Raw genomic sequence first — 17786 nt, forward strand, 5'->3', positions numbered from 1 at the left:
TCAGGTCGGGTCGACGATGCCGCGTGCAATCATACGTAGCGCCGTTAAGCTGGGGATGAAAAAATATTCGCCGCCGCGGGTTTCGACGAAGCGCGGAATATTTGCCAACAGGTATGGTGCCTCGTCGCCAGCCGGATCAACTTGCAGTACCGCCTTGCTGGCCAGATGCGGATCGCTGCTGTGGTTACCGAGCAAAATTTCCTTGTCGTTAGCGGCCTTGAAATCATTGCCGTAATTAATCCATTGTTGCTGGATGAATTCAAATTGGCGCTTGATGTCGGCATTGAGCATCATGATCACGATGCCATGATTGCCATCGTCGCGGCTGCGATCCACCACTTTGCCGTAGGGCAGACCCCGGCGTAAAATGCGCCGGCGGTTGCTCAGCGCGCCCGGTGTGTCGAAGGCGCCGCTCATGGTTTTCAAAGAGCCGGGCAAGTCACCCGCTTCACGCCCCATCTGCAGCGAGGCACGCGGATTGATGCGCCGCATGTGGGCACTGAACGGACATTTAGCCCCGCTCATATCGTCATCGTAGCTGAAGTCGCTCAGCATGCGGTCGCGCTGCTGCGGGTCGGCGGCGGCGAAAGCGGCATCGAATTCTTGTTTTTTTGCATGATCCGGCGCGCTCACCAGCGGCGCACCATTGTCGCGCCAGCGGCCGACGAATTTGGCTGCCAGCAATTCCGCACCGCCCGGATATTTCGCCCCTTCTTGTTGCAGATAACGGTCGAAGCTGGCGACATTTTCATGCAGCTTGCGGTAGACCATGTAGGTACCGTTGCGTGACAGTAAAACTGGCCGCGGTGCCGGCGGGTATTCGTGCGCTTCATCGATGTGGCCGAGCAAAAATTCACCGGTCGCCAGCGCCGCCCAACTGCCATCCGCCATTTGCTTGCCGCGTCCGCGCACGCGCGCGGCCTCGTAGGGCACGCCTTCAAACACCGGATCACCGATACCATCGGTATACCCGAAATGTTCTTTGGCGGTAGGCAAACCATTTTCCAGCACGACCGCGACATCTTGATAATCGAGCAGGGCACCCTGATCGCCACGATGGCCGCCGAGCACCATCACGCCGCCGGCGCTGGCGGCGATGATGGACTGCAGCCAGGCATAGGCTTGTTGTAGATTGCTCTCACTCTGTGCCAATGCCTGTTGTATTCCCGCCAAGTCGGCTGATGTCGGTTGTGGCGCTTGGGCATTGAGTGAAATGAAAATATGTACGTCTTTATCGCGGGTTTCGCGGTTCTCGCGCCAGATCGGATCCCAGTGTTCGGGCGCGCTGACGCCATCGTCGCCGAGCATATCTTTGCGATGTTTCATGCCTTCGACGAATTCCGCTGAAAAGCCGATCAAAGAACTGCGCGGTAATTCCAATTCTTTCAAACCTTGATAAGTGAAGGCGATATTCACGGTCCACGGTGGTGCCGGCACTTCATCGGCACCGGTGCCCCAGGCCACGGCCGTAGTGACACGTGCGGTGATGGCGGCGACAAAACTGCGCGCGCGTGCCGCATGGCGAATGTTGAGAAAAACATAGCGGGCTTTCGGGTAGCCGAAGCGTCCATAAGCGCGCAGTACATTGGCTTGAATATCGAGTAAATCGAGAGTGTGGCTCATGCCTGGCTTTCAGTAGAGAGGCGGTACTGCCCGGCGTGCCAGCGGGGTCCAGACAGATTGTCCGGTGCCACGCGGGCGATGAAGGCGCGGTAATTGGCGCGCACGGTGGCAGCGGGCAAACCTTGGTTGGCAATGGCGAAGTGGCTCAATTCTTGTTTCAAATACAAAGCCTTCAATTGTTCATCGAGCGGTTTGTCATTCGAGCCGTTGAAAAACAAGGCATTTTTAAGCTGGCATTTTTTCATATAGACGATGAAATCGTCGGCATTGCGGACATCCTCAAAACCGTAGCAGTCGCCCCAGATTTCAGCGATGCGTGTTGGGATGGTCGCCCACATGCCGGCCAGATAGGCATCCGGAGTGGCAACTGGGCCAGCGTAAAAATTCGTACAGAAGACCAGGTAACGTGATTGCAATTGCTCTTGCACTGGTAATGCGCCGCGTCGCACACTGTCCGGTACCACCGGCAGCAGGTCGGTCAAGGTGTCGGGCAGACTGCCGCCCGGGGTGCTTTCGGTGCGTACATCGTCGAGCACAAAAAAACGGCACAAATAGGTATGCGGAACCTGTGCCATCGGGCTGTTGGACTCACTGTTCCAAGCTTGTAAGCGTTCGCGTATGGCGTCGGCACAGGCGATTTCAGCACCCGGGACGCGACCGTTTTTAATCGGTGAAAGTGTGGTCAAACCATAGGAATTGCCGCTGACATTAGCCATGCTCGTGCTCCTTATTAAGGCTGTTGGCCGTGGTGTCGTGTTGTTTTTGCTCGGCATGCCAGCGCTCACGTTTTTCGACCTGATAGGCCGACATGCTGATGATAGGCGTCGGATGCATGCTGCCGAGGTCGTGTTGCAGGCCACGCAGCAGGCCACGATAGCGTTGCATGAATTGTTCGTCGCTGCCTTGTTCTGCCAGGTGGTCGAAAGCGATCAGCTTGTCTTTGACGTTTTGCGCCGCCTTGATATCGTTGGAGGTGGCCAGCGGATAGGCGTTGTAGTAGTGAATCGTTTCAAGCTGGTTATACTGGATATAGTCGTGAAATGGTGTCAAAGCCACCGATTTCGAGTAGCGCAGATTCCATTTCCAAAACAGATCGAGACCGCCCGGTATCGCAAAGGTAAAGGAATCGACGTATTGATCCCAACTGCCGTTGAAGTTGCTGAAAAACAGCATGTACGCATAGCGCAAGTTTTCGCGCGGTTGTTGCGGCGAGAGATGGGGAAATTGGCGCGGCCCGATGATGGTCCAGCGAGCGTAGTGGATCAGCGAAAGCGTACTCAAGCCCAGCAAGGTACTCGGGCGCTTCAGCGCGACCCAGAAAAATAATTTGTTCAGCCACGCCGTATACCAGCGTATCGGGGTGATGACATTCATGGCGTAGGCTTTGCCTGCGATGTTGGACATGGGTGGCTCCGGAAAGCTGAGACGGTAAAAGTTGCGGTTGATGTGATGATGTCAACCAAGGGTAGCATAATGCCAACTATCCGTGCTCAGATTTTCAGCAGACTGTTGCATTAGGTTCTCATTGCCAACATCCAATTCTTCTATCAGGCGCGTTTGACGATACGCTCGTAATCCAAGATTCCCACCTGCGTGAGCATGGCGCGGTGCGCGTAGGGGGAAATGACGAGCAGAGCCGCAATGCGTTAAAGTTGAGTCATTGCAAAAAACTCTCAGGATCACGCCATGTCAGCACTTCCCCCCGCCGCGATGCGTATGCCAGCTATTTTTGTCGGTCATGGTAGCCCCATGAATGCGCTCGACGACAATGATTACACGCGCTTTTTACATAGTTGGGGCCAGAGTTTGCCGCGCCCGCGGGCGATTCTGGTGGTGTCGGCGCATTGGATGACGAGCGCGGCGATTGCGTTCGGCGCACAGCCTGCGTCGCGCACGATACACGATTTCGGCGGCTTTCCGCCGGCCTTGTATGCGCTCAGCTATCCGGCGCCCGGTGCACCGGCCTTGGCGCAGACCGCCGCCGACTTGATCCGCAGTTACCCAGCCGAGTTACGCAGCGATTGGGGGCTCGATCATGGGGCTTGGACGGTGCTGCGGCATATGTACCCGGCCGCCGATATACCGGTGTGGCAAGTGTCTTTGGTCGATGGTCTCGATGGCGCGGCGCATTACCAATTTGGCCGCGAGCTGGCCGCTTTGCGTGAACAGGGGGTGTTGATCTTGGGTAGTGGAAACATTGTCCATAATCTGCGCGCGCTCGATTTCGGCACGCCCGATGCCGCGCACGCCAGCCGCGCGTGGGCGGCGGACTTTGATGCGGCGGTCGCGGCCGCCCTGACGAAGCGCGATGATGCGGCACTGTGCGAGTATCAGCACCTGAACGGGGCAGCGCTGGCCGTGCCGACACCTGAGCATTTTTTACCTTTGCTGGTCGTGCTTGGTGCCGCCGCTGCCAGCGAGGCGGCGAGCACGGTGTTTCAGCAGTTTCAGCTCGGTACGCTCGGTATGCGCAGCGTTCAATTCGGCTGAAGACTGACGAAGCGAAATACGCCATCCGCGCCGAGATGACGCTGCAGCACGCCGTCGAACCACAGTTTGTGTAAATGTGCCAAGGCTTCGCCGAGCGCGAAGCTGAGCTGGTGGGCGTCGAGCGCGCGGGTAAACATCAGCGGCACGATGTCGGCCGCCGATTGTGGTACGGCGCAGGCGAGCCGGACTTCTTCGAGGCGGGCCGCATGGTGCTCTTGTAATTGCGTGATACGCGTGTGCATGCCGCGAAACGGTTTGCCATGCGATGGCAGTACCAAGGTGTCGGCCGGCAAGCGCTGATATTTTTCCAGCGACTCGAGGTACAGGCGTACCGGATCGGCTTCCGGTTCGATGGCAAACACCGATACATTGGTGGAAATGCGCGGCAACAGCATGTCACCGGAAATCAGGCAATTCAATTCGGCGTTGTACAGCGAAGCATGTTCGGGCGAGTGGCCGTAACCGCAGATCACTTCCCAGTGGCGTCCGTGGATTAACACATCACTGCCTTCTTGCATACGACGATAGGCCGCCGGGACGGTCGGTACCAGCCGGGTGTAGTAGGATTTGCGTTCCTGCATGCGTTCTTGTTGGGCCGGATCGACCAAGCCATGGCGGCGAAAATGCGGGAACATCGCACTGCCATCGGCCCCCGGCAAGCTGGCTGACATCATGCGCGCAAACGCGTACTCGCCGGCGGTCATCCATAACTGCACTTTCCAGCGACTACAGAGAAAATCGGCCAGGCCGACATGGTCAGGATGGCAGTGCGTGGCGATCACGCGCACGATAGGCAAGCCGCGCAGGTGGTTGTCGATGTTGCCGAACAAGACTTCCCAAGCGTCGCGGGTGGCATCGTTGGAAATGCCGCAATCGATCACGGTCCAGCCATGTACGCGGCCGTGTTCGGTATCGATTTCATCTTCGAGCAGCCACAGATTGATGTGGTTCAAGGCAAACGGTAAGCCCATTCTGACCCATAACACGCCGGGTGCGACTTCCATGGTTTTCCCGGCTTCGGGCAAGGTTTCGCCAAACGGATAGTGCAATTGTTGTTCTAGTTCATTCATATTGTCTCTTATCGTCGTCTCTTATTTTTTTGCGCCAGCAACGCGGTCGCAGCCGCCAGAATAGCCTACAATGCTTTTTTATTTAATTGACGTTAACGTCAATTCGAGATTGTAATCCGTTTGCGTTTCCAAGACTATGGCCACTTATACCATTACCGAATTAGCCCGTGAATTTGATATCACGCCGCGCGCGATCCGTTTTTACGAAGATCAGGGTTTGCTCAACCCGACTCGCGAAGGCCCGAGCGGGCGCAGCCGTGTGTACACCGGGCGTGAGCGCACCCATTTGAAATTGACCTTGCGCGGCAAGCGCTTGGGCCTCAGTTTGTCGGATATCAAGAGTTTGGTCGACATGTACCGCTCGCCCAAGGATACCGAAGTACAACTGCAAAGTTTTTTAAGCGTGTTGGCACGTCATCGTGCGGCATTGGAACAACAGCGTGAAGATATTGAAGTGATGTTGGCGGAAATCGGCGCGCATGAAGAAGAAACGCGGCAATTGCTGGCGCAAGGGGTTTGAAGATTAACTTTACGTTTACGTAAACGTCAATTAGTCGTATCATTTTAATTTTCAGCCTCCGCGACGAGAGGTGTCGTTAAAAAAAATTACCATTTCCACCATCAGTGAGGATGACATGCTGCACTTACCCGGTTTAAGCTTTGATCATGGCGACGATATCGCTGCTTTACGTGAAGCAATCCAGCAATTCGCTGCGCTTGAAATTGCTCCACGCGCCGCCGAAATCGATAGGAATGATCAGTTTCCTATGGATTTATGGCGCAAAATGGGCGATCTCGGCGTCCTCGGTATTACCGTCGGTGAAGAGTATGGTGGTGCCAACATGGGTTACCTGGCGCACATCATTGCGATGGAAGAAATTTCGCGCGCCTCGGCTTCGGTCGGTCTGTCTTACGGTGCCCATTCGAATTTGTGCGTCAATCAAATCAAGCGTAACGGTACCGAAGAACAAAAAGCCAAGTATTTGCCGAAACTGGTTTCCGGCGAATACATCGGTGCCTTGGCGATGTCGGAGCCGAATGCCGGTTCCGATGTGGTCAGTATGAAATTGCGCGCCGATTGGAAAGGCGATCGCTGGGTACTCAACGGTAGCAAGATGTGGATCACTAATGGTCCCGATGCCGATGTGCTGGTGGTCTACGCAAAAAATGATTTGGCAGCCGGCGCACGCGGCATGACGGCCTTCTTGGTAGAGAAAAATTTCAAAGGTTTTTCGGTTGCGCAAAAACTCGACAAGCTTGGCATGCGCGGTTCGCATACCGGTGAATTGGTGTTTGTCGATTGCGAAATCCCGGCCGAAAATGTGCTCGGTGGTTTGGGCAAAGGCGTCAATGTGCTGATGTCAGGCCTCGATTTTGAGCGCACGGTCTTGTCTGGCGGCCCGCTCGGCATCATGCAAGCTTGCATGGATGCGGTGGTGCCGTATGTACATGAGCGCAAACAGTTCGGTCAGCCTATCGGCGAATTCCAACTCATGCAGGGTAAATTGGCCGATATGTATTCGACCATGATGGCGTGTAAGGCCTATGTCTACGCCGTCGGTCAAGCTTGTGACCGCGCCACCAACCCGGCGGCAGTGCGCGCCTTGCGCAAGGATGCCGCCGGAGCGATTCTGTATTCGGCCGAGAAAGCCACCTGGATGGCCGGCGAAGCGATCCAAACTCTGGGTGGTAACGGCTATATCAATGACTACCCGGTCGGTCGCTTATGGCGCGATGCCAAGCTCTATGAAATCGGTGCCGGTACCAGCGAAATTCGGCGCATGCTGATCGGTCGCGAACTCTACGCCGAAACCTGCTGAAATGGCGGCGCGTCCTTGCCTTTACTTTAAATTAAATCATCACGCACTAGCATGACAACTCTGCACATCGCCACACCACTGCTCGAGCACCGCGCACTGTCTGCTGCCACAGGAAAATCCGTTTGGTTGAAGATGGAAAATACGCAGCCATCCGGCTCGTTCAAACTGCGCGGCATCGGCCTCATGTGTAGTCGCGCGGCGGCGCGCGGTGCCACTCATTTCGTTTGCCCATCGGGTGGGAATGCCGGCTTTGCCGCGGCCGTGGCCGGGGTGGCCTTGGCGATCCCGACCACCATCCTCGTGCCGGTTACCACGCACGAAAGCGTGCGCGCAGCTATCCGTGCCATCGGCGCGACGGTGATCGTCAGCGGCCAGGTCTGGGATGAAACCAATGAAGCGGCGAAAGCGCTGTGCGCCGCGCCCGGCAGTGTCTACATTCCACCGTTTGACCATGCCGATATTTGGGATGGCAATGCCAGCGTCATCGATGAGCTGGCGGATGGCTTCGATTTCGATGTCGTGATTTGCTCGGTCGGTGGTGGTGGTTTGCTCAGCGGTGTAGTGCAGGGTTTGCAGCGCAATGGCTTGGCGGCGGTGCCGGTGATTGCCGTCGAAACGGCGGGGGCAGCCTCTTTGCAGGCGGCCGTGGCAGCCGGCGCAGTGGTTACGCTGCCAGCCATCACTTCCATCGCCAGCAGCTTGGGCGCGCGCCGTGTGGCGCAACACGCCTATGATCTGACGCTTGAGCATGTGATCCACAGCGTCACCGTCAGCGATGCGGCGGCGGTGGCAGCTTGTTTGGCGTTCGCCGATGAGATGCGCACTCTGGTTGAACCGGCTTGCGGTGCCGCTTTGGCGGTGGTGTACCAACAATTACCGGTGTTGGCAGCATTTACTCGGCCATTGATCATTATTTGTGGCGGTATCGGGGTAGATGTGGCTAAACTGGCAGCTTGGAAATCCGACTTCAACCTGCCTTGAACGCTGCCCATGCCCCATACTTCCTTCCCCAAGTTACTGTCTTCTCAGATTGCCTTCGATATCGCGCGCATGATACTCGATGGCTTCGACCGCCATTACCATTTGTTTCGCGTCAGCAGCCAGAGTGCCAAACGGTATTTTGAAGAGGGCGATTGGAAGGCGGCGCAATTGGCGGCACGCGAACGCATACAATACTATGACACGCGGGTGCGCGAATGCGTGCTGGCGCTGGAAGACGAGTATGCCGAAAGCGATTTGAGTGATGAAGTCTGGCGCGAAGTCAAGCTGCATTACATGGGCTTGCTGACTGACCACCTGCGTCCGGAATTGGCTGAAACCTTTTTCAATACCGTCTGTACCAAGTTGCTGCATCGGAATTATTTTCACAATGATTTCATTTTCGTGCGGCCGGCTACTTCCACCGAGTACCTGGAACGCGAAGATACACCGCCGACTTATCGCGTCTATTATCCGGCCACCGACGGTCTCAATTTCACCATCAAACGCATCGTTACCAATTTTCAACTCGACGCCGAGTTTGAAAATCTTGAACGCGATGTGGCCTTGGTTGAACAACGGCTGCGGGCGAAATTCGGCGATGACAAGCGCGAACCGAATCACCAGATTCAAGTCTTGGCCAGCTTGTTTTACCGGAACAAATCAGCCTACATCATCGGCAAGGGCATCAATGGCAACAGCGAACATCCGTTCGTCATTCCCGTCATGCATAAACATAAGGGTTTGCTGGTACTCGATACGGTCTTGTTCGACACCATGCAGATTACGGTGTTGTTTTCATTTACGCGCGCTTACTTCATGGTGGATATGGAAGTGCCGTCTGCCTATGTGCAATTTATTCGCAGTATTTTGCCGAAGAAACCACGCAGTGAAATTTACACCATGATCGGTTTGCAAAAGCATGGTAAGAATTTGTTTTACCGCGATTTTCTGCATCACCTGAAATACTCGTCCGACTGTATCGAAGCCGCACCTGGCATCCGCGGCTTGGTCATGCTGGTGTTTGCCTTGCCCTCGTTTCCGTATGTGTTCAAACTGATCAAAGATAGTTTTCCGCCGCCGAAAGAAACCACCAAGGCGCTGATCAAAGAAAAATATTTGCTGGTGAAAAATCACGATCGCGTCGGCCGTATGGCCGATACCTTGGAATATTCCGACGTCGCTTTTCCACGCGCGCGTTTTTCTGAGGCCTTGCTGGCCGAAATTGAACGCTATGCGCCGAGTATGCTGGAAGTGAATGAAGATGAAGTGGTGATCAAGCATTTGTATATCGAACGGCGCATGACACCGCTCAATATTTATCTGACCGAAGCCGAGCAGCGCGGTGACTTGGCGGCGATGGAGCATGGCGTACTAGAATATGGCAATGCGATTAAAGATTTAGTCGGCGCGAATATTTTTCCGGGCGACATGTTGTACAAAAATTTCGGCGTTACGCGCCATGGCCGTGTGGTGTTTTACGATTACGACGAAATCGAATACATCACCGATTGTCAGTTCCGGACCATTCCCTTGCCGCGCAATGAAGAAGATGAGATGGCGGCCGAGCCTTGGTATCCGATTGCCAAAAATGATGTCTTTCCCGAACAGTTCGGTACCTTCTTGTTGGGTAACCTGAATGTGCGGCAATTTTTCATGCGCCACCATGCCGATCTGCTGACCGCCAGCTATTGGCAAGGCCGCAAACAACGTATCGTCGATGGCAAAGTCGACGATGTATTTCCGTATCCGCAGGAAATTCGCTTCAGCCAGCATCTCGCCGCGGCGGCTGCGCCGCTGAACCCAAGCGCTGTTTAATCAACCCACTCCAAGGAAATTCATAATGACTGATCCTATCGTAATCGTTGGTGCTGCCCGTACCCCTATGGGGGCTTTTCAAGGTGATTTTTCTTCCCTCACGGCCAGCCAGCTTGGTGCTGTGGCGATCCGGGCGGCCGTCGCGCGCGCCGGCGTGGCGCCGGAATTGATAGAAGAAGTCTTGTTCGGTAACTGCCTCATGGCCGGTCAAGGCCAGGCACCCGCGCGTCAGGCGCTGATCGCTGCCGGTTTGCCGATGTCGGTCGGTGCCGTGACCTTATCGAAAATGTGTGGTTCGGCGATGAAGGCAACCATGATGGCGTTTGATTCGATTACTGCCGGCAGCAATGCCGTCATGATCGCCGGCGGCATGGAATCGATGACCAATGCGCCGTACCTGATTCCGAAAGCGCGTGCCGGTTATCGCATCGGTCATGGCCAGATTCTCGATCACATGATGCTCGATGGTTTGGAAGATGCGTATTCGCGCGATGAAAAAGGTGGCGGCCGTTCCATGGGCACGTTTGCCGAAGATTGTTCGAGCAAATACGGCTTCTCGCGCGCAGACCAAGATGCCTTCGCCATCACTTCGGTGCAGCGCGCCCAAGCGGCTACCGCTGACGGCTCATTTGCCTGGGAAATCGCGCCAGTGACGGTGCAAACCCGCGCCGGTGCCGTCGTGATCGATAAAGATGAAGGCCCGCTCAAGGCGCGCCTCGATAAAATACCAAGCCTCAAAGCGGCCTTCAAAAAAGACGGCACCATCACCGCTGCCTCGTCTTCTTCGATCAATGACGGTGCCGCCGCACTGGTGCTGATGCGCGCTTCCAAGGCCAAGGAACTCGGTCTGACGGCGATCGCGCAAATCGTCGGCCATGCTTCGCATGCACAGGAACCAGCTTGGTTTACTACCGCACCGATAGGCGCGATTGAAAAACTGTATCAAAAAATCGGCTGGAGCACAGCCGATGTCGATCTGTTCGAGATCAATGAAGCCTTTGCTGCCGTACCGATGGCAGCCATGAAAGAGCTCGGCATCACGCATGACAAGGTCAACGTCCATGGCGGCGCTTGCGCGCTTGGTCATCCTATCGGCGCTTCCGGTGCGCGCATCATCATTACCCTCATCGGTGCCTTGAAAAAGCAGCAGAAGCAACGCGGGATTGCATCCCTGTGTATCGGCGGCGGGGAAGCGACGGCGCTGGCGATTGAGTTGTGCTGAGTAGATAAAAAAATTTCCTCCAGAGAGAAAGCAGCGACATGGTATTGACCCCGGAACAGCAAATGATACGCGACAGCATTCGCGCCTTCGCCCAGCAGCGCTTGCTGCCGAATGCGGCGCGCTGGGATAAGGAGCACCATTTCCCCGCCGCCGAATTAGCCGAGCTGGCGCGCATGGGCGTGTATGGCGTGGCGGTGCCGGAGCAGTATGGCGGGGCCGGCATGGATTACCTGTCGCTGGCGCTGGTGTTGGAAGAAATTGCCGCCGGCGATGGCGGCACCTCGACCGTGGTGTCGGTGAATAATTGTCCGGTCTGCAGCATTGCGATGATGTATGCCGACGAAGCACAGAAGCAGCAGTGGCTGGTGCCGCTGGCACAGGGCAGCATGCTCGGCGCATTTTGTTTGACCGAGCCGCATGCCGGCAGCGATGCCTCTGATTTGCGCACCACGGCGCGGCGGGAAGGCGATGAGTATGTGCTCAACGGTGTCAAACAATTCATCACCAGCGGCAAGCATGCCGATGTCGCGATCGTGTTGGCGGTGACCGATAAGGCGGCTGGTAAAAAAGGCATCAGCGCATTCTGGGTGCCGACCGCCACGCCCGGTTATATCGTTGCCAGCTTGGAACAGAAGATGGGTCAGCACTCGTCGGATACGGCCCAGATACTGTTTGAAAACTGTCGCATCCCAGCGCAAAATTTGATCGGCACCGAGGGCATGGGTTACAAGATTGCCTTGTCCGGTCTTGAGGGGGGCCGTATCGGCATCGCCGCGCAGGCGGTCGGCATGGCGCGGGCTGCGTTCGAAGCGGCGCTGGCGTATGCCAAAGATCGCCGTAGTTTTGGCAAAGCGATTTTCGAGCATCAGGCGGTACAGTTTCGTTTGGCTGATATGGCCACGCGTATCGAAGCGGCACGCCAGTTGATCTGGCATGCGGCGAGCATGAAAGATGCCGGATTACCGTGCCTGAAAGAAGCGGCAATGGCGAAATTATTCGCTTCTGAAATGGCGGAACAAGTTTGTTCCGATGCGATTCAGGTGCATGGCGGTTACGGCTATGTCAGTGATTTTCCGGTTGAGCGTATCTACCGCGATGTGCGCGTCTGTCAGATTTACGAAGGCACCTCGGATATTCAGAAGATTTTGATCGGCCGCGCACTGGCGTAATTCAATATTAGGGAGCTACGATGAAAAAAGGTTACCAGCAGTTGGTCGATGAAGCCATGGCCGAAATCACAACCTACAGCGTGGCCGAGGCCCAGGCCCGCTTGAGTGATCCGACCGTGCAATTCATCGATGTGCGCGATATCCGCGAACTCGAACGCGAAGGCGTGATCCCCGGCGCGTTTCACGCACCGCGCGGGATGATAGAATTTTGGGTCGATCCGGCCTCACCGTATTTCAAACCGGTATTCGGCCAGCCCAAGCAATTCATTCTGTTTTGCGCGGCCGGCTGGCGCAGCGCCTTGACCACTAAAACCCTGCAAGACATGGGGCTGGAACATGTTGCGCATATCGCCGGTGGCTTCGGTGCTTGGAAAGCGGCTGGTGCGGCGGTGGCGGAGAAACAAACGGTCCCTCTCAAAACAATGGAAAGCAAGACTTGAAATGAGCCAAGCCGGTCTCTGCCCCTGCGGCTCCACAAAGAAATTAACAGATTGTTGTGCTCCGTATATCAGCGGCGCACGCAAGGCGCCGAATGCCGAAGCATTGATGCGTTCCAGGTACACCGCCTACACGCAAAATGATGAAACCTATCTGCGTGCCAGCTGGGATGAACGCACTTGCCCGAGCGAGCGCATCACCCATCAAGAGCCAACCAAATGGCTGGGTTTGGAAGTCAAACGGCATCGCGTCGATGGCAATACTGCCACGGTGGAATTTGTGGCACGTTACAAAATCGGCGGCCGTGCGCAGCGTTTGCATGAGCTCAGTCGCTTCACCTGCTACGACGGCAAATGGTTTTACGTCGATGGCAGTTTCCCTGATAAGTGAAAAATTAATGACAACACTCGATTCCAAACTCATGCCGCGCTCGGAAGAATTCAAGGCCAATGCGGCAGCCATGCAAGTCGTGGTCGATGATCTGAAACAAAAAATCAGCCGCATCGCCGAAGGCGGCGGCGCGGCGGCACGTGACAAGCATCTGGCGCGTGGCAAGCTGTTGCCGCGCGAACGGGTACAAACGCTGCTTGACGCCGGCACACCGTTTCTCGAATTTTCGCAGTTGGCCGCGTACGATATGTACAAGGAAAAAGACGGCCGCGATGCCGCGCCGTGCGCCGGTGTGATCACTGGCATTGGTCGGGTGGCTGGTCAGGAATGCGTGATCGTCTGTAATGATGCCACCGTCAAGGGCGGCACGTACTATCCGCTGACGGTGAAGAAGCATTTGCGCGCGCAAGAAATTGCCGAACAAAATAATTTGCCATGTATTTATTTGGTCGACAGCGGTGGCGCGAATTTACCGAATCAAGATGAAGTATTCCCCGATCGTGATCACTTCGGGCGCATCTTTTACAATCAAGCCAATATGTCGGCCAAGGGCATCCCGCAAATCGCCGTGGTGATGGGTTCTTGCACGGCCGGCGGCGCGTATGTACCGGCCATGAGCGATGAATCGATCATCGTCAAGAACCAGGGCACCATCTTCCTCGGCGGCCCGCCTTTAGTGAAAGCGGCGACCGGCGAAATCGTCAGCGCCGAAGATCTTGGCGGTGGCGATGTGCATACTCGCCTCTCCGGGGTGGTCGATCATTTGGCGCAAAATGATACCCATGCTTTATCATTGGCGCGCACCATCGTGTCGCATCTGAACCGACAAAAACCCGCCACCGTGGTACTGCGCGAAATAGAAGAGCCGAAATTCCCGGCAGCCGAATTGTATGGCGTGATTCCGCTCGATACCCGCAAACCGTTTGATGTGCGTGAGGTGATCGCCCGTATCGTCGATGGCAGTCATTTTGATGAATTCAAAGCTCGCTATGGCACCACCTTGGTGTGCGGTTTTGCGCATATCCACGGCATGCCGGTGGGGATTATCGCCAACAACGGTATCTTGTTTTCTGAATCCGCTTTGAAGGGCGCGCATTTCATCGAGCTGTGTTGTCAGCGTAAGATACCGCTGGTATTTTTGCAAAACATCACCGGCTTCATGGTCGGTCGCAAGTATGAAAATGAAGGCATCGCACGCAACGGTGCCAAGATGGTGACGGCCGTGGCAACGGCGAATGTGCCGAAGTTTACCGTCATCATCGGCGGCAGTTTCGGTGCCGGTAATTACGGCATGTGCGGTCGCGCTTATTCGCCACGCTTTTTGTGGATGTGGCCGAATGCGCGTATCAGCGTGATGGGCGGCGAACAAGCGGCCAGCGTGCTGGCTACCATCAAGCGTGATGGCATAGAAGGCAAGGGCGCTAGTTGGAGCGCCGAAGAAGAGGCCGAATTCAAACAACCTATCAAGCAACAGTATGAACAACAGGGGCATCCATATTTCGCCTCGGCGCGCTTGTGGGATGATGGTGTGATCGATCCGGCTGATACCCGCATGGTGCTTGGACTCGGTTTGTCGGCGGCCTTGAATGCGCCTATTCCCGATGCCAAGTTCGGCATCTTCCGCATGTAAGGAGCGCGATATGCGGGCATTTGATTGGCTGAGCATGACGCTGGCAGTGCTGCTGGCACCAGCGGTGGTGGCGCAGGAAAACGCCGCCGATTTGCATGAGGAAGTCGCGCAGATCACCGTGACGGTGCAAGATTTTCTGCATCGTCCGGTGGCTGGCACGGTGGTGATCACGCAGTTCCGTCCTGCCGGACCGGGGCCGTTTCCACTGGTGATACTCAATCATGGTCGCAGCGCTACCGACCGCGCGCAGCCGGCGCGCTTTCGTTACACTCGGCAGGTGCGCTACTTCACTGAGCGCGGCTTTGCTGTGTTAGTACCGACTCGCATCGGCTACGGCGCAATGGGCATCAATCCCGACCCGGAAGACAGTGGCGCCTGCAAGAATAAAAGCTATGCCGAGATGGCGGCGGCGGCCAGTAGCGAAATATTGGCGGTACTCGCGTATGCCAAGCAACAGCCGTATCTCGATGCCAGCCGTTTGCTACTGGTCGGACAATCGGTCGGTGGCTATACCAGCATCGCCACGGCGGCGCAAAACCCGCCCGGTCTGATGGCTACGATTAATTTCGCCGGTGGTTCCGGTGGTGACCCGGCAGCGCATCCGGGCGAGCCGTGCGAAGGCTACAAGTTGGAGCGCATGTATGCCAATTTCGGTAGTACCAGCAAGCTGCCGAGTTTATGGATTTATACCGACAATGATTTATATTTTGGGCCGCGCTACAGCCAAGCATGGCACGCCGCGTTTGTGAAAGCCGGCGGCGTGGCCGAATTCCATTTATTGCCGCCATTTGAAACCAATGGGCATAGCCTGTTTACCAGAGGCATCGCGCTCTGGACCCCGGTAGTACAGCAGTTTCTTGAAAAGAATAAAATTTTGCCGATACCGGTGGCACCGATCAAAGGAACCGCACCATGATGTTTGACACCCTGCTTTTGCAACAAACCGGTAGCGTCGCCACGCTCACGCTGGCGCGCCCCGATGTGCGCAATGCGTTTAATGAGACCATGATTGCCGAATTGAGCGAGGCATTTCTAGCCTTGAGCGCCGACGACAGCATTCGTGCTATTGTGCTGGCCGCGCAAGGCGCGGCGTTCTGCGCCGGAGCGGATTTGAATTGGATGAAAAAAATGGCCGATTACAGCCATGCCGAAAATTTGGCCGACGCCGCGCAACTGGCGCGTATGCTGAGTGCGATTCACGATTGTCGCCATCCGGTGGTGGCGCTGGTAGCCGGCGACTGTTATGCCGGTGGCATGGGCTTGGTGGCCGCTTGCGATATCGTGCTCTGTGTTGAGGGCGTTAACTTTTGTCTCAGTGAAGTGCGCTTGGGTTTGATCCCGGCGACGATTTCGCCGTATGTGATCAAGGCCATGGGTGAAAACGCGGCACGCCGGTATTTCCTCACGGCCGAGCGCTTCGACGCCGCCGAGGCGCTGCGCATCGGCTTTGTACATGAAGTGGTGACGGCCGCGGCGAGTGCGCCACGCTTGGCAGAATTGCTCAAGGCGCTGACGGCAAACAGTCCGCATGCGGTACGCGCGGCCAAACAATTGCTGCAGCAAGTGAGCGGTGCCGCGCTCACGCCGGCCTTGCTAGCGCAGACGGTGGAACAGATTGCCGCTATCCGCGCCTCGGACGAAGGGCGCGAAGGGGTGCGGGCATTTCTCGAAAAACGTAAGCCGGCGTGGTTGCAGTAAATGGTTATTCTGTCAATGAAATCAAGTACTATCATTGTCCGGCGCAAAATGTGATGTAAAAGTCGCATAAAATGGCGGCTTCATCAAGCAGTTTGGAGTAATTTTGAATATACAAAATGACTGGGTCGCACGTAGCCTCAAGCATGTTTGGCATCCGTGTACCCAGATGCAGCACCATGAAACCCTGCCCTTGATACCGGTCAGTCATGGTCGCGGTGCTTGGCTCTATGATATGGATGGCAAGCGCTATCTCGACGCCATCAGTTCCTGGTGGGTGAATTTGTTCGGCCATGCCAATCCGCGCATCAATGCCGCTCTCAAAGATCAACTCGATCAACTCGAACATGCGATGCTGGCCGGGTTTACCCATGCGCCGGTGGTGCAATTGTCGGAACAATTGGCAGCCTTGACCGGGCACGCGCTCGGCCATTGTTTTTACGCCTCTGATGGTGCCTCGGCGGTGGAAATCGCGCTGAAGATGAGTTTTCACTCTTGGCGCAATCTCGGTCAAAGCGAGAAACAAGAATTCGTTTGTATTCAAGGCAGCTATCACGGCGAAACCGTCGGTGCGCTGGCCGTGACCGATGTCAGTCTGTTCCGCGAAGCCTATGGACCTATGCTGCAGCGCGCGCATGTGATCACTTCACCCGATGCGCGGCTGGCGCAAGATGGCGAAACCGCGGTCGATGTGGCGCTGCATGCGGCCGCTGATCTCGAACACTTACTGCAACAGCGCCAAGGAAAAATCGCCGCCGTCATCATCGAACCGCTGGTGCAATGCGCCACCGGCATGGCCATGCATGATCCGCTGTATCTGCAGCGTGTGCGCGCCTTATGTGATCAATATCAGGTGCATCTGATCGCAGATGAAATCGCCGTCGGTTGCGGTCGTACCGGCACTTTCTTTGCCTGTGAAGCGGCGGCCATTTGGCCCGACTTTCTGTGTTTGTCGAAAGGTATCAGCGGCGGTTATTTGCCCTTGTCCCTGGTGATGACTACCGACGCCGTGTTCGCCTCGTTTTATGACAGCGATATCCGCCGCGGCTTTTTGCATTCGCATTCGTACACCGGCAACCCGCTGGCTTGTCGCGCTGCCTTGGCGACGCTGGCTATCTTTGCCAGCGACGATGTACTGGCCAGCAATGCGCGTAAGGCGCAACAACTGGCGCAGGCTTTTGCCGGTTTGGCCGATGACCGGCGGGTGCGCCATGTGCGCCAACAAGGCATGATTTTCGCGTTCGATGCCGTCGTCGATGATGCAGCACGTGCCGCGACATTTTCGGCGCGTTTTTTCAGCACTGCTTTGCAACACGAATTATTAATGCGTCCTATCGGCCGCAGCGTGTATCTGATGCCGCCGTATATACTCGAAGCGGCTGAGATCAGTCTGTTAGCCGAAAAGACCATGCAAGTATTTGACGAGGTCATGGCATGAGTACT

Annotated in this window: 17 protein-coding genes; 13 read left to right on the plus strand and 4 right to left on the minus strand. The window is 56.0% G+C overall.

Annotation, left to right across the window (positions count from 1 at the left end):
* Genes RHM61_RS06690 through RHM61_RS06700 form a run of 3 tightly spaced genes read right to left on the minus strand, consistent with a single transcriptional unit; the run spans position 1 to position 3027 of the window.
* Entirely contained in the window at positions 1 to 1623 is a 1623-nt protein-coding gene (locus RHM61_RS06690; protein ID WP_322250352.1) for a peroxidase, read from the minus strand.
* On the minus strand, positions 1620 to 2339 hold the full coding sequence (locus tag RHM61_RS06695) for a hypothetical protein (protein ID WP_322250353.1): 720 nt from the start codon (positions 2337 to 2339) through the stop codon (positions 1620 to 1622). Before RHM61_RS06695 ends, RHM61_RS06690 begins: the two co-directional genes overlap by 4 nt.
* A complete protein-coding gene (locus tag RHM61_RS06700; RefSeq protein WP_322250354.1) occupies positions 2332 to 3027 on the minus strand; it encodes a hypothetical protein in 696 nt (231 codons plus the stop codon). The genes RHM61_RS06695 and RHM61_RS06700 overlap by 8 nt, the downstream gene beginning before the upstream one ends.
* Positions 3028 to 3309: 282 nt before the next feature.
* Here RHM61_RS06700 and ygiD point away from each other — a divergent pair, with 282 nt between their 5' ends.
* Complete coding sequence (gene ygiD, locus RHM61_RS06705; RefSeq protein ID WP_322250355.1) at positions 3310 to 4113, plus strand: 4,5-DOPA dioxygenase extradiol; 804 nt, start codon at positions 3310 to 3312, stop codon at positions 4111 to 4113.
* On the opposite strand, the gene RHM61_RS06710 is transcribed toward ygiD, so the two are convergent.
* The gene (locus tag RHM61_RS06710) at positions 4101 to 5183 is read right to left on the minus strand and encodes an MBL fold metallo-hydrolase (protein ID WP_322250356.1); all 1083 of its coding nucleotides are present in this window, start codon (positions 5181 to 5183) and stop codon (positions 4101 to 4103) included. The two genes, ygiD and RHM61_RS06710, sit on opposite strands and share 13 nt — an antisense overlap.
* A 136-nt stretch (positions 5184 to 5319) precedes the next feature.
* On the opposite strand from RHM61_RS06710, the gene RHM61_RS06715 reads away from it, so the two are divergent.
* From RHM61_RS06715 to bioA, 12 genes are all read left to right on the plus strand, one after another.
* A complete protein-coding gene (locus RHM61_RS06715; RefSeq protein WP_322250357.1) occupies positions 5320 to 5703 on the plus strand; it encodes a MerR family DNA-binding transcriptional regulator in 384 nt (127 codons plus the stop codon).
* 115 nt (positions 5704 to 5818) lie between these two features.
* Positions 5819 to 7003: an isovaleryl-CoA dehydrogenase gene (locus RHM61_RS06720; protein ID WP_322250358.1), complete on the plus strand. Its 1185-nt coding sequence runs from the start codon at positions 5819 to 5821 to the stop codon at positions 7001 to 7003.
* 51 nt (positions 7004 to 7054) lie between these two features.
* Positions 7055 to 7984: a pyridoxal-phosphate dependent enzyme gene (locus tag RHM61_RS06725; RefSeq protein ID WP_322250359.1), complete on the plus strand. Its 930-nt coding sequence runs from the start codon at positions 7055 to 7057 to the stop codon at positions 7982 to 7984.
* A gap of 9 nt (positions 7985 to 7993) precedes the next feature.
* Positions 7994 to 9799 carry a bifunctional isocitrate dehydrogenase kinase/phosphatase gene (gene aceK / locus RHM61_RS06730; RefSeq protein WP_322250360.1) on the plus strand — a complete coding sequence of 602 codons (1806 nt, stop codon included), beginning with the start codon at positions 7994 to 7996 and terminating at the stop codon, positions 9797 to 9799.
* Between the two features lie 25 nt (positions 9800 to 9824).
* On the plus strand, positions 9825 to 11021 hold the full coding sequence (locus tag RHM61_RS06735) for an acetyl-CoA C-acyltransferase (protein WP_322250361.1): 1197 nt from the start codon (positions 9825 to 9827) through the stop codon (positions 11019 to 11021).
* Positions 11022 to 11059: 38 nt separating this feature from the next.
* Positions 11060 to 12190 (plus strand): acyl-CoA dehydrogenase family protein, encoded by a 1131-nt coding sequence (locus RHM61_RS06740; protein WP_322250362.1) that lies wholly within the window; start codon positions 11060 to 11062, stop codon positions 12188 to 12190.
* A gap of 20 nt (positions 12191 to 12210) precedes the next feature.
* Positions 12211 to 12630, plus strand: a complete 420-nt coding sequence (locus RHM61_RS06745; RefSeq protein ID WP_322250363.1) for a rhodanese-like domain-containing protein — start codon at positions 12211 to 12213, stop codon at positions 12628 to 12630.
* A 106-nt stretch (positions 12631 to 12736) separates the two neighbouring features.
* Positions 12737 to 13018, plus strand: coding sequence for a YchJ family protein (locus tag RHM61_RS06750; RefSeq protein WP_322250364.1), 282 nt, complete (start codon positions 12737 to 12739; stop codon positions 13016 to 13018).
* Between the two features lie 7 nt (positions 13019 to 13025).
* Positions 13026 to 14648, plus strand: a complete 1623-nt coding sequence (locus RHM61_RS06755; RefSeq protein ID WP_322250365.1) for a carboxyl transferase domain-containing protein — start codon at positions 13026 to 13028, stop codon at positions 14646 to 14648.
* A 10-nt stretch (positions 14649 to 14658) separates the two neighbouring features.
* Positions 14659 to 15564 carry an alpha/beta hydrolase family protein gene (locus RHM61_RS06760; protein ID WP_322250366.1) on the plus strand — a complete coding sequence of 302 codons (906 nt, stop codon included), beginning with the start codon at positions 14659 to 14661 and terminating at the stop codon, positions 15562 to 15564.
* A complete protein-coding gene (locus RHM61_RS06765; RefSeq protein WP_322250367.1) occupies positions 15561 to 16346 on the plus strand; it encodes an enoyl-CoA hydratase/isomerase family protein in 786 nt (261 codons plus the stop codon). The genes RHM61_RS06760 and RHM61_RS06765 overlap by 4 nt, the downstream gene beginning before the upstream one ends.
* Positions 16347 to 16449: 103 nt before the next feature.
* The gene (gene bioA, locus RHM61_RS06770) at positions 16450 to 17781 is read left to right on the plus strand and encodes an adenosylmethionine--8-amino-7-oxononanoate transaminase (RefSeq protein ID WP_369124407.1); all 1332 of its coding nucleotides are present in this window, start codon (positions 16450 to 16452) and stop codon (positions 17779 to 17781) included.
* The last annotated feature ends 5 nt before the right edge of the window (positions 17782 to 17786 follow it).

Source organism: Undibacterium sp. CCC3.4 (assembly GCF_034347425.1).
GTDB lineage: Bacteria > Pseudomonadota > Gammaproteobacteria > Burkholderiales > Burkholderiaceae_D > Undibacterium.